General features: G+C 35.5%; 10 protein-coding genes and 1 pseudogene. 1 reads left to right on the top strand and 10 read right to left on the bottom strand.

From position 1 onward, the window contains the following. Nucleotides 1-139: 139 nt before the first annotated feature. Nucleotides 140-307, top strand: a pseudogene (locus VNE01S_RS19490) (IS481 family transposase); the annotation flags it as partial. A 92-nt stretch (nucleotides 308-399) separates the two neighbouring features. Here VNE01S_RS19490 and asnB read toward each other — a convergent pair. From asnB to VNE01S_RS18000, 10 genes are all read right to left on the bottom strand, one after another. After that, nucleotides 400-2,175: an asparagine synthase (glutamine-hydrolyzing) gene (asnB, locus tag VNE01S_RS18045; RefSeq protein WP_053396877.1), complete on the bottom strand. Its 1,776-nt coding sequence runs from the start codon at nucleotides 2,173-2,175 to the stop codon at nucleotides 400-402. A gap of 1 nt (nucleotide 2,176) precedes the next feature. Further along, nucleotides 2,177-2,728, bottom strand: coding sequence for a sugar transferase (locus VNE01S_RS18040; protein ID WP_053396886.1), 552 nt, complete (start codon nucleotides 2,726-2,728; stop codon nucleotides 2,177-2,179). A gap of 17 nt (nucleotides 2,729-2,745) precedes the next feature. Continuing rightward, nucleotides 2,746-3,546 (bottom strand): aldolase/citrate lyase/malate synthase family protein, encoded by an 801-nt coding sequence (locus VNE01S_RS18035; protein WP_053396878.1) that lies wholly within the window; start codon nucleotides 3,544-3,546, stop codon nucleotides 2,746-2,748. Continuing rightward, nucleotides 3,539-5,044 (bottom strand): lipid II flippase MurJ, encoded by a 1,506-nt coding sequence (locus VNE01S_RS18030; RefSeq protein WP_053396879.1) that lies wholly within the window; start codon nucleotides 5,042-5,044, stop codon nucleotides 3,539-3,541. Before VNE01S_RS18030 ends, VNE01S_RS18035 begins: the two co-directional genes overlap by 8 nt. Beyond that, the gene (locus tag VNE01S_RS18025) at nucleotides 5,037-6,242 is read right to left on the bottom strand and encodes a CDP-glycerol glycerophosphotransferase family protein (protein ID WP_053396880.1); all 1,206 of its coding nucleotides are present in this window, start codon (nucleotides 6,240-6,242) and stop codon (nucleotides 5,037-5,039) included. The genes VNE01S_RS18030 and VNE01S_RS18025 overlap by 8 nt, the downstream gene beginning before the upstream one ends. Continuing rightward, nucleotides 6,232-7,371 (bottom strand): O-antigen ligase family protein, encoded by a 1,140-nt coding sequence (locus tag VNE01S_RS18020; protein WP_053396881.1) that lies wholly within the window; start codon nucleotides 7,369-7,371, stop codon nucleotides 6,232-6,234. Before VNE01S_RS18020 ends, VNE01S_RS18025 begins: the two co-directional genes overlap by 11 nt. Before the next feature lie 209 nt (nucleotides 7,372-7,580). Continuing rightward, a complete protein-coding gene (locus tag VNE01S_RS18015) occupies nucleotides 7,581-8,942 on the bottom strand; it encodes a phosphohexomutase domain-containing protein (RefSeq protein WP_053396882.1) in 1,362 nt (453 codons plus the stop codon). A gap of 2 nt (nucleotides 8,943-8,944) precedes the next feature. Beyond that, a complete protein-coding gene (locus VNE01S_RS18010; protein WP_053396883.1) occupies nucleotides 8,945-10,381 on the bottom strand; it encodes a mannose-1-phosphate guanylyltransferase/mannose-6-phosphate isomerase in 1,437 nt (478 codons plus the stop codon). Beyond that, nucleotides 10,381-12,633 carry an N-acetylneuraminate synthase family protein gene (locus VNE01S_RS18005; RefSeq protein WP_053396884.1) on the bottom strand — a complete coding sequence of 751 codons (2,253 nt, stop codon included), beginning with the start codon at nucleotides 12,631-12,633 and terminating at the stop codon, nucleotides 10,381-10,383. Before VNE01S_RS18005 ends, VNE01S_RS18010 begins: the two co-directional genes overlap by 1 nt. 11 nt (nucleotides 12,634-12,644) lie before the next feature. Continuing rightward, nucleotides 12,645-13,325 carry an acylneuraminate cytidylyltransferase family protein gene (locus tag VNE01S_RS18000; RefSeq protein ID WP_053396885.1) on the bottom strand — a complete coding sequence of 227 codons (681 nt, stop codon included), beginning with the start codon at nucleotides 13,323-13,325 and terminating at the stop codon, nucleotides 12,645-12,647. Nucleotides 13,326-13,695: the final 370 nt, after the last annotated feature.

The following is a 13,695-nucleotide window of genomic DNA, read 5'->3' as shown; positions in this document are numbered from 1 at the left end:
GTCTGAAACTGCATCACTTATTACTCACCGCCAACACTAGGCAGTATAAGATCACAGTTAGGTAATAAAACAAAGCCTATTTAAAAATTTTATCCCGAGAAATTAAGAATAGGCGCGTTAATAACATGCGGGGACCCTGAAGACTATATTGATTGAGTTCTACCAAGTGACATTCAGAAAGAAACTGTATGGTGTAATGGGAGAGTTACAGAAAGATCTGGATAGACAACTACAACAATCATTGTACTTATCAAGGAAAATGTGCCGTGGTAGAACACTAAGACAAACGTTAGAGGATGGGAAATAAATCTGGGCTGAAAAGAATATAGCCCAGATATAACCTGACAGGCACCTAGTAGAAAAGAGAGTAACTGTCAGATAAGGTCTTAATGAGTAGAGTTAATCGAGAAATTTTCTACACCATATTTCAAAAGCCATTAAAGCTCTGATTTCTCTTGTATTATTTTCAACTCCCGTAAGATGATCATCAAAGATTTTTCTGATAAATTCATAGTCAAAAAAGCCTCTACTAGTTACTCTCTCACTAAATAGTAAATCTTCACACAAAGGTTTTAGTTTACCCTTAAACCATTCACCAATAGGAACGGTAAACATTTGTTTTTTTCTATAAGCTAAATGCTCGCCAATTAGTTCGGACACAGCTCTTTTATATATATACTTTGTTTCACCATTTTGTAACTTTAGTTTCCCAGGTATTTTAAAGGCTAATTCGACCATCCTGTAATCCAAAAATGGAGCTCTATTTTCAATAGACGCCGCCATACCTGTTCGGTCTGGCTTTACTAAATTATTTCCAGATAAAAGTAACATTGTATCTATGTACATAGCTTGGTTTATTCTATCCATATGCTTTGTTTCGTTAAATAATGGCTTAAGCCTTATTAAACTTATATCATCTTCACTATTTATCTTATCCTGAGTTTTTGTAGAAAATAATCGACTTCTACTACTCTGACTGAAGAGCGTCAAATTTTGTGCATATTGATTTTGAAACTCTTCATCACTGAGATACGAGCTTTCTTTTGTAAAGAACTTTTTATACTTATCGTATCCGGCAAATAGTTCGTCAGCTCCATCACCAGTTAATACCATTTTTACATCTTTAGATGCCATTTCTGCAACTTTATAAGTTGGCATAAATGAAACATCACCATGCGGTTGATCACAATGGTAAATTACTTTTTCCCACAGTTCCAACATGTCAGGATCAACTTTTTTTAGATTATGCTCGGTTCCAAACCTATCAGCAGCCTCTTGAGCAAAAGATGATTCATCATATCGCTTATCATCAAACCCTATACAGTATGTTTTAACCGGTTGATTCATATGACGACTCATTAAACCAACCACTGTACTAGAATCCACGCCTCCGGATAAAAATGCACCGAATGGAACATCTGATCGCAATCTAATGCGAACAGCGTCATCAAGTATTTCATTAAATTCTGAAATCCATTCTTCTTCAGATTTATCGATACACTCGAGATCACATAAAGCCCACCAACGATGCTCATATATACCTGAATCACTTATCTCAAGATAATGCCCTGGTTGAACATGAAACACATTTTCAAAAATAGTAAGTGGAGAAGGGATATAGTTGAAGGTAAAATATTGCTCAATAGCAGAGTAATTGACATTTGGTTTATCAATAAGCTTAAGTATTGATTTTATCTCAGAACCATAAACTAATTTATCTTCATCATAAAAATAATGTAGTGGCTTCTCACCAACCCTATCTCTAATCAAAAACATTTTTTTAAGATTTTTATCTAAGATTGAAATAGCAAACATACCATTTAACTTAGAAATACCTTGAATACCATCTCGCTCATAAAGCTTTAATATAACTTCAGTATCGCAGTGTGTCTCACATTCAAAACCATCACGCGATAAATCTTCAGCTAATTCAATATGATTGAAGATTTCTCCATTTTGAACAACAACAATATTCTTATCTTGAGAATAGAATGGCTGCTGACCATGTTCAATATCTAATATTGCCAATCTTTGGTTACCCAACGATATTTTAGATTCGTAGTGTATACCTTGCCCATCAGGACCACGATGTTCGATCACATTTCCCATATCGGCAATAGCACTTCTCTCTGGAGAAAAGTTACCTAAACTAAAATGACCAAAAATACCACACATATCAGTTGCCACCTTTAAAGAATACTTGTTTAAATGTTAGTAAAATAATGTAAAAGTCATAATGTAATGAAGACTTATTAACATACTCAATGTCGAGTTCGAACCTCTCTTGCCATGTCGCTTTTGAGCGAAGCGTCGCTTGGGCTAAGCCAGTAATTCCAGGTAGGACAGAATTACGTTTTTCCCATTGAAGCTTATCGTACTCTTCTCGTTGAGCGGGGACATTTGGTCTTGGGCCAACTAAACTCATATCGCCTTTCAAGACATTAAAAAGCTGAGGTAACTCATCTAAACTCGTTTTTCTAATTATTTTACCAATGTTTGTAATTCTCAGATCATTGCTTTGAGTAGAGTAACCACCTAATTGCTCCGCATTAATAATCATGCTTCTAAACTTAAATATTTCAAATTCTTTACCATGAAGGCCGACACGGACTTGTCTAAATAGTGCTGGTCCACCATCACTTCTTATTATAAATGATAATACTAATAGGATAGGAGATAGTAGAACCAGACCTATAATACTGAATAAGACATCAATAAATCTTTTCACTTTAATACGCCCTAACTTCACTCTGAAACCTGATCTACTCTTTGTTTAAAAATAGTAGCAAGTTGATTTAATTCATCAGTACTCATTTGTAACTGTTCAGCCTTTGCTTTATTGATTTTATCTAACTCGGCTTTAAAGTCTAATGATGCATTTAGCTCTTCAACGGTATTTGCCCCCATATGAAAAGCTCTGGATAAAATGACACCAGAAGACTTAAGTCTAACGTGTTGAGCCATAACCAACTCACCAGGGATTTTTCCCTGCCCAACTCTTGCGAGCCCCCCAATTCCGAATGGTTTAGTTAATTTTCTTGTCATTCTATCAACTGTACCATTTGCAATTAGTTCAAACATAAACTTCAATTTCATTTCTAAGTGCAAATCATTTAAACCGATATGGAGTTCATCTACACAATCAAGATCATGAATTTCATCAATATGCTCAGCGGCTGATATAGTTTCAACTAAAGGAATAAACTTTGCTCGCCCATCAATAAGCGCACCAAATTCACGAACTTCCTCGACTGAATTAAACATAGGTAACATTAATATATCGGCACCACATGAAATAGCTTGGTCAATCTCACCTTCAGAGCCTTCATACAATGGGTTCAGCCTAACTAATAGTTCAGATGTATTTAAGACACTTTTGATCTTAGAGATGTCCTCCATTGAATGACGACTAATCACAGTGTCTAAGTGCCCCTGACGACCTTCTTTTCCATTGATTTCCAAATCAACAAAGATACGTTGAACACCACAACTTTCTACATATTTTGCAATATCAGGTTTATTGGTAATAAATAAATAATTAAACATTATTTCTAACTCGCATGGTAACAATCTTTCTACCTAATGGATAGGATAAAAAACTAACGGTCAAGATAGTGAACAAAGAGGCAATTAAGTATAAGACTAAAAATAAAATAGAATTACTATTCGAAATGAAATTAACACCTAGGTATGAAATAACACCACAGAAAAATATCAAATTGAAATAAAATAACATTAGATTTCGATTTATAAGTTTACCCATAATCCACTGTCTGCATTTATAAAAATATAAAGAACAAAGAAAAATATAAGCGCTGACTAGATACCACATAAGATCTGTAATTCTTGCATGGCTTCCTTTTAAATTAAAAATTAAAATCAATAAAATTATAACTATGAAGTTTAGGACCATAGGTATCTTTGGCTTATTAGCTGCATTCAGTGCAGCTGTTAAAACTGTTATTATCCCTTGAAAGACTAAACATAACAAACCAATTCTAACTAACGGCAAAATTTGATTCGTTAAGCTAGAATCCAAAACTATACCAAAAACAATCTCTACATATCGATTAGTTATTGACGTTAGAACAATAGTCGAAAACAACCCCAATACGAGTATGCTGTGCAACGCGACAGATAGCTGACTTTCAAATTTATCACGATCCCTTGAAAAACTCTTTGACAGCTTCGGAAAAAAAATAACGGAAATAAATGTTACTGATATTAGCAATGGAAACTCAATTAGCCGCATAGCGTAGCTAAAGGATGCAATTGAACCTTCTCCATAATAGGATGAGAACGATCGTGTAACAACAGGAAATAAGAAAAAGGCTCCTCCGGCCAACATGGCTTGGATATATTTCTTAAGTAACGTTCTATCAATCAGCCATGGAGATAACATTCCAGAAAACCGAAATGTTGGTTTAACGGCAATTAGCTGTGACAAGTATCGAGCAAAACCGGCACAAAAAACAGCCGTTATAATCATTGATAATGAATAATCTACCCCATCTAAGTAAGTTAGAAATGCAATAACAACTGAGTTAAAAATCAAAGTACCGAGGCTAGGTACAGCAAATTGTTCTTTCGAATGAAGATATGAAGTCAAGACTCCAGTAATCACAAACACAGGTAAAATATAAAAAGTTAAACTAACAATTTCTTGAGCTTGAAGCGAAACTTCTCTGATAAGACCTGGTGCTATAGCTGTTACTACTAAATTTGAAATAGGTTGTAATAGAAAAGCAAAAAATAGGAATAACGAGAGTAAGGCTAACGATGCTTGAAAGGTGATTTTACGTGCATTTTCAGGATGTCGCGTCATGAGAGGAATTAATGCTGCTGATAAAGCTCCCCCAACAAGTATGTTTATTAATATATCAGGTAATGTCAACGCGATAATCGTTAAGTCCGCTTGATAACTAACACCATAGTTATTAGCAACAGTTAGCTCTCTTATAAAACCACTAAAGCGCCCAAGTAGTACACCGAAATTTAATATTAATGCAGATAACGCAAATTTTTTGATATCTATTTTATTCACTGATTAATTCTTCGATTATTTTACAGATATTATTTGTAGCTTTTCCTAATAAAGAGCCCTCACCCACTATAGATTTTCTATCTTCTAAAACAATAGAAAGTGAATCGCCAATATCGTTTAAATCAAAGATTGGCATTGATAAACCCACCTCATTATATGGGCCATCTTCATTAATCGTCGCACCTTCTATAGTAAGTAACCCTTTTCCTAGTAAGAGCCCTTCATAGCCAACGGTTGAACTAATTGTTATAACAACATCACATACATATAAAAGCTCATCTAACGAGAAGTCATTACCATCAATAATATTTTGATGTTGTTCATAGTCAATAATGTCATTTGGATGTGACCTTAAAATTATATCAAACTTGTCATCTAATGCAATTTTGACCAACTCTGCTTCAACCATTCTTGGTAAAAGTGGCTTTCCTTCTTTACCTGTAAAAGGATGTATATCGTGCTCACGTTGAGCAGCCCAAAGAATAACTTTCTTTTTTCCAGAAACACCTATTTTTTTAATCAAATCAAGTCTGTTATAATTCAAATTAGCTAAACGATCAAAAGCAGGATTTCCCGTAACTCTAATATCTAGTGTATCGTTTAAAATATTAATTTGATTAGCAACCCCTTTACTTATAACACAGGTTATATCTGGTTCAGTTTGAGCTACTCTTTTTGCACTATTATTATTTATAAAATCATTTATACAAACAGAAGGGATAGATAAGGCCTTTGCTGCTATTATAGCGGCCTGTTCAGCTCGTGGGGAAACTGTAGTTACTAGGACTCTTGGTGAGATTGATGATAAGAATTTAGTTAAAGCAACTTCAGGTAAAAAAGCTGCTCTGCCTTTTTTTTCTAGTAAACTATTAGCTTTATCCTCTCCATGAAGATTAACTAACTCAAAATAAGAAATCCCCATATAAGCGATAGACTCATTATAGTCGACAACTGAATTATTCTCAGCTAGCGCTCGACCATAATTAATAATTTGCTTTTGCTCTTCATTCGTAAATAGCGGCAAAATATCTTTGAAGCCAAAGGTATCAATACCATTTTCTTTGAAATATGCAGTAGCCGTAGTTAGAGCTAGAATATATATTTCATAATCAGCTTGCTTCTTAAGTGCCTTTACAATTGGCAAAATAATTTTTGCATGTCCACCACCATATGTTACAAATAGAATTTTATTTTTCATACTTCCTCACTATCAAAAAACTCATCATTAATATTACGTACGAGCCCACATAAGTATAAAAACTTTCCGAAAATTGAGATACTAGTAGGAAGCAAAATGGAATTTCTAAAGATAATGACGATAATTTACCTTTACGAATAAATGATTTTAAAAAAAACAAACTCAGTATCCCAAAAGCTATAATACCATTTTCAGCTATAAATCCGATTATAAAATTATTTGCAGCCTGGCCTTGCTCGATTAAACTATTTACTAGATATAGATGTTCGGGAAGTTTAGCTAATCCAATACCAGATAAAGGGTTTTCCATAATCAGGCTAAATGCTGCATCCCAAATTACATCCCTAAAATTAAGTTCAATATGGTCAGCAAGCATACCAAATAAGAAAGTAGTTGCAATTAACAAACTATATGTGATTAAAAAAACCAATCCATTTCTTAATTGACATAACACCAACCTTGGTGCTAACAGATAAAATATGGAAAGGACAAATACAGCTAATGACATTCTAGAACCAGAATATACAATACCGATAAGCAACAGACCCATTATTATTAAGAATTGAATTTTCTTAAAAAAATTATTTTTATAAAGAAAAACAGCAATGCTAGATACTATTGCTGTCATATTCCCAAATAAATTAGGGTTAGGATAAAATGAACCTACTTGTCCTTGAGATTCATAATATGGCGTTGGAATTATAAAAAAAAGTTTTGTTGCTAATTCATAAAGATGGTAGTTAAAAATTGCTGCAATTGACACTATACAGGAAAAAAACACAACCGATTTCAGAAATTCAATTAATGCATCCATCCTTTCAGTAGGTTCAAAGCATCCAAAATATAACAAAACACCCAAACTTAAAAGAAAGAAATTGAAGAAAAATATATAGCTACCACCATTTACAATTACACTTATTAAAATAGCTGATTGAAAACCAAAAAATAATGCACTACCACGAAGTAAATACACAGGTTTTTTATTAACCATACGCACTAATGGCAATATAAAAAGCAATAATATTGGAAATAGCTTTGTTAGAATTGAACTCCCATTCAATTCCAGTGGAAAATTAATAATGGAAAAAATATAGGCAAATGCTATAAAATTTATCTTTGTTTTAAACATTACGATTCTTACGCGTTACCTATCTTTAATATAGGTTTCAGCTTTGAAGCTACTTAGAAAATTAAGGATTTACCACATACCCTTACTATACTAAATACTTAAGCCACATTAAGAATAAAATATAATAGTAATTTGATTCTTTCGCTCACTATCTTTAGTAAACAAGAAGTGATAAACCCTTACATTCAGTTAAAAATTAAGAAAAATTTTCATACTAATATTTTCAATAATTCTTTCGTTTTTTCTTCCATCAATAATACATTTCCTTTTGATTCTAAGTTTAATCTTAGTAAAGGTTCAGTATTAGATTTTCTAAGATTAAAACGCCACTCTCCCATATCCAAACTGATACCATCGGTGTAATCGATATCTAAAGCACTAGCACCATAAAGTGCAAGCACCTTCTCAATTACAACATCCGCATCAATAACCTTTCGGTTAATTTCACCAGGTGATGGATAAGCTTGCATACGTTCTTTTACCGTTTCTGATAATTTTAATCCCTTTACTGATAGCAACTCAGTTACCAACAACCAGGGAATCATACCAGAGTCACAGTACGCAAAATCACGAAAATAGTGATGAGCACTCATCTCGCCACCATAAACCGCGTCTTCTTTTCTCATCCGTTCTTTGATAAACGCATGACCCGTTTTAGACATGATTGGTTTTCCACCAGCAGCTTTAACCACATCAGTCGTATTCCAGCTTAAACGAGGGTCATGAATAATCTTAGCTCCTGGCATTTTCTGTAGAAAAGCTTCGGCTAATAAACCAACAATATAATAGCCTTCAATAAAGTCACCATTTTCATCAAATAGAAAACACCGGTCAAAGTCTCCGTCCCATGCAATACCCATATCAGCTTTGTGCATAATAACAGCATTGGCCGTATCCTCTCGACACTCTGGCAACAGAGGATTAGGAATACCATTAGGAAAGTTACCATTGGCTTCATGATGAATTTTAATAAATTCTATTGGAATATCTAAAGCAATAAAACGAGCTTCTATCTCGTCAATGACATGACCTGCTGCACCATTACCTGAATTAACGACCAACTTCATTGGCTTAATTTTTTCTGGTGAAATGTAACTCATCAAGTGATCGATATAATCACTTAAGGTTGATTTCTGAGTCAACTCACCAGGATGAGACACTTCGGTGAAATCATTATTTTCAGCTAAGCGCTGAATTTCACGGAGCCCAGTATCGCCACTTATTGGCTTGGCACCTTCACGCACTAACTTCATGCCATTGTAATCCATTGGATTATGGCTTGCCGTTACTTCAATACCACCATCCACACCTAAATGTTTTGTAGCAAAGTAAATCTCTTCAGTACCTGTCATACCACAATCGATGACATTCACACCAGAATCCATTAACCCCTTAGCAACAGAAAGTTTCAACTCTTCTGATGTTAGGCGAACATCCCCGCCTACAACGACGTTTTTAGGTTTTAAATGCTCACCAAAAGCGCGACCAATTCGATAAGCAATATCAACATTTAGTTCGGTTCCTAGCTGACCACGTATATCATATGCTTTAAAGCATGTTAGTTGAGTCATTCTTAATTCCTACCGTAGCGGTCTTCGAAACGTACAATGTCATCTTCACCCAAGTAACTACCAGTCTGAATTTCAATTATTTCCAATGGAATTTTACCTGGGTTCTCGAGCGCATGAACCGTTCCGAGTGGAATATAAATTGATTGATCTTCTGTAACCAGAGTTGTTTGTTCACCATTGGTTACTTTGGCTGTACCAGCAACCACAACCCAATGCTCTGCGCGGTGGTGATGCATTTGAATAGATAGTTTTTCGCCAGGCTTAACCGTAATGCGCTTAACTTGATCTCGGGTACCAAGATCAATCGAGTCATATTTCCCCCAAGGTCTATATACTTCTCTGTGCACTCGATGTTCGGTACGGTTAGATTCTTTAAGATGATTAACCACTGATTTCACATCTTGAACTTGTTCTTTATCAGCGACCAAGATGGCATCTTTAGTCTCAACTACAATTAAGTTATCAATGCCAACAGTAGCAATTAACTTATTTTCTGCTAGAAGATAATTACTTTTTGAATTTACAGCAATAATATCGCCTTTAGTGACATTATCATCACTGTCTTTTTCACTAACTTCCCACAGAGCAGACCAAGAACCTACATCGCTCCATCCCGCATCCATAGCAACAACAGTAGCATTCTTTGTTTTTTCCATTACTGCATAGTCAATCGAATCATCTGGACAAGCTTCAAATAAGGCTTTATCAACACGAATAAAATCCATATCAGCTTGGGCTCCAATTAATGCACTTTTACAGGCGTCAAGTATAGCTGGGCAATGCTGCTTTAGTTCTTCTATATAGCGAGAAGCTTTAAACATAAACATCCCACTATTCCAATAGTATTCACCTGAATCTACATAAGCTTGTGCTTTAAATTTGTCAGGTTTTTCAACAAAACTATCGACATAGTGAGCATCTGATAAACTATTAGGAAAAGCCTTTACGCTACTTTTCGCTCCTCGCTTTATGTAACCGTAACCAGTTTCGGGAGCTGTTGGCACAATACCAAAAGTAACTAGTTTCCCATCAAGAGCATGTGGTAGTGCATTTTTTACAGACTGCTCAAATGCAGAAGTATTTTCTATCATATGATCTGCTGCAAGTACTAGTAAGATAGCATCTTCACCCTCTTGTTGGATCGCTTGCAAAGCTGCCAGAGCTATAGCTGGAGCCGTATTACGGCCTACAGGCTCAAGAATAATCCCTGAATGGCTAAAACCGCCTAAACGTACTTGCTCAGCTGCAATAAAGCGATGCTCTTCATTACAGATTAGTAAAGGAGCTTGATGTTCGATCCCTTTTAGGCGCATAAAAGTTTGTTGTAGCATCGATAGATCATTTGCAACAGTTAAAAACTGTTTAGGGTAAAGCTCACGAGATAAAGGCCAAAGGCGGCTACCAGTGCCACCAGCCATAATTACTGGTATAAGACTCATTACTTACCAACCCCTTCTAAAAACTCTAATGCTTGCCAAAAGCCTTCTCCACCATTTTTATGGCCTTGCCATACTTCAGGAATGAATTGTGTGCCTGAATTCACTTTATCCAACAACAACATTAGACGAGTAAAATCGACATCGCCTTGACCAACTTCAACCCCTTCTCCATCGACACCTTTAGCATCAACAATATGCATATGAATGTTGTACGGAGCGATTTTTTCCACAAAATCGTAAAGATCCCAACCGTAATAGTTACAAGACATCATGGAGTGTGATACATCTAAACAGATTTTAACTTTCTGATTTTGTTCGCAGAACTCTTTAATTTCTTCCGCGGAAACAAAAAGATTATGGTAACTCTGGCCACCAAAGTGCCAAGGGAATGGAGGCATAGTTTGAATAGCAATTGTTACACCGGAAGTATCGACCTTAGCCAGAGAATCACTAACAATCTGATATTTAATCTTTTTATCATCTTCCGAAATGAATCCTTTTGCATTCCAGCCACCAGCATTGACTACAATTACAGGGTTCGGTGTCTTAGGAAAAAAGGCTTTAAGCTGCCTAGTAATATCCACAACATCCTGCAGTAATGAAATCGACTTATTACGATATATTTCATCATCTGCGCATAAATCTAATATATGATCATTACCAAACAGTTCTGGACTGTGAACAGCAAAACCTATATTTTCATGCCCATCAAAATAATCGTTAAGATTAACTTCTAAATCTTTGTAAGATAAGTGGAACTCTACAAAGTCCAGATTTGTTCCTTCAATAATTTTTCGGTAATCATGATATCGTACAGGCACCCCCACTGGACGGTTGAAGTTATAATCTCTCTTTTCAATTTGACCATAAATATCAGTAAGATGGAAAAAGTCACCTTGAGAAATGTTGCGATTTGCAATCCGCCCAACTAGATCATTTAATCGATTTGGTTGCAAACCTTGCCCAGGACTCTTTATTTCTAATAGGTCTCGCGTAATCACTTGACCCACAGCGACATCAACTTTAGCGACAATACTTTTCGCTAGGTTTTCACGATTAATCAATTCACCCTGAGTTATTTCTCTTGCACTTTGGTCACACCCTAACCCTTCTTCTACGTTCCTGATCTGATTAACCATTTGGGTTAATTCATCAGGAAGTAAGCTAACTTTGTGATCAGTACCTTCCAGCGTAACATCAATTGTTAAGTGTTTTTCAATGACATTAGCACCTAGCGCTATCGACGCTATCGGTATACTAATCCCACGCTCATGACCAGAATAGCCAACAAGCTTATTCGTGATTTTTTTCAGTCGCGTAAGGTACTTAAGGTTGACATCTTTGTATGGTGTTGGGTAAGTTGAGTTACAATGAAGTAAAACATAGTTTGCATTTAAACCATCAAGAAACTTAACCGTTTCTTTAATTTCACTCTCACTTGACATACCTGTAGAACAGAAAAAAGGCTTACCCGTTTTAGCTATTGCTTCCAACAATTCGAAGTTAGTAAAGTCAGCAGAAGCAACTTTGTAAGCTCGCATACCATATTGTTCAAGAACTTGTAATGACCCAATATCCCAAGGAGTACATAACGGTTCTACACCTTTATATTTTGCATAATTAAAAACCTCGATGAGTTCATCATTGGAAAGTTGAAATTTAGAAAGTAGGTCTAATGTGTACTGTGCTCCAAGATCAACAGAATCATCATTCGAATCACCTGCATTTTTATATAATTTTTCCATGTTTCGCATTTGGAACTTCACACAGTCCACGCCTGCGTTGACAGCGTGATCCACTAATTCTTTTGCAAGTTCGATACTACCTTGATGATTATTTCCAATTTCAGCAATGATATACGATGGTGATTTTTCTGAAATTTCTCTCTGACCGATAAAGAAGCCTTCCTGTTGTTGAAATGCTAACTGAACCAAATGATCACTGCTATTAACCATAGGAACAACATCTATACCATTTCTAAACAGTTCTAATATGTCATTTCTATCTGTGCCTACTAAGACTTTTTGAACATTTTTGTTCATTACATCTTCAGCATTTACATTTAGGTTAAGATCATTAGAGTCAACAAGCCACCGACGAACATCGCCATCAGAAATACTGCCTAGAAGTTTGCCGTGTTCAGAAACAACAAAAATAATACGTGCTTTGTTATCACTGATTTTTTTTAGGGTATCGACAATACTATGCTCAGAGAAGCAAATGTACTTTTGTATTTCTGTTGATATTAACATTTTTAGCCTTTTTAAATTTTGGTATTAAGTAAGCATTCGCAGATAACAAAATCTACTTCAGAATCTATTTCAAAACTTTCGTCTTCACTCGTCTCAAATAGCCCGACCTTTCCACAAAGGCGATTTTTCGAACTCATTAGCTTATCGGTCTTCGTTATATAAAACGATCCAGTTTCAAGATACTCTTGATCTTCAGGCTTGATGTCTTGTCGTCTTGGGCGGTTATGATAATCATACGATGCTTCTGGATATTGAAAACTTTTCCAAGTAAAACGATGAGATTTTGAAACCGCTAATACACTGTCATATTGATACTCATTCATGAAATCAATCGCAGCATCAAGTTGACCTTGACTTCGTATTGGAGAAGTTGCTTGGAGAAGAAGAAAATTCTCGGGTAATTCACCAATTTCAAGAAGATATTCACAACAGTGTAACATTGCACTTTCCGTAGTTGCTGTGTCTCCAGAAATGCTATCAGGCCTAAGAAATGGAACTTCTGCACCATGCTCCTTAGCAACTTTAGCAATATCCGGACAATCTGTTGATACAATAACTCTATCAACATTTTGGGCAGCTAGAGCATGCTCAATGCTCCATACAATCAGAGGCTTTCCGGCTAAAACCTTTATGTTCTTCTTAGGTATACCTTTAGAGCCACCTCTAGCAGGTATAAATGCTATTGTAGACATAATTAAACCTATTCCAAATATAATTTACTAGATTTTAAATCAATCTGTTTTATCGTTTTAAATAAATATTCCAATATAATAGAGATTATCTCTTACTATCTCTGCTAGCCATGGAAACTGCATGGGCATTACCGTCATGTACAAGGCAAGATGACGAAGCCCCTTGCCCTGCAAGGACTGTTCAGTACCATATAGCGTATCAGGGTTCCCACATGAATGCTTTTTAACCACCAAATAAGATCTTTTCTCTATAACTCGTATCTAAAGCACACCTCATTTGTCGGCGTTTTAGAGTCCCTTTCTCTGGATAAAGCTTAATCATATTCAGACACATCTGACGAATGCGGAATAAGTTTTGTGCCGCTTGCTC

The organism is Vibrio nereis NBRC 15637, from assembly GCF_001591105.1.
GTDB classification, from domain to species: Bacteria; Pseudomonadota; Gammaproteobacteria; order Enterobacterales; family Vibrionaceae; genus Vibrio; species Vibrio nereis.
Note: the sequence above shows the minus strand (reverse complement) of the source record. Positions and strands in the feature narration are given on the sequence as shown.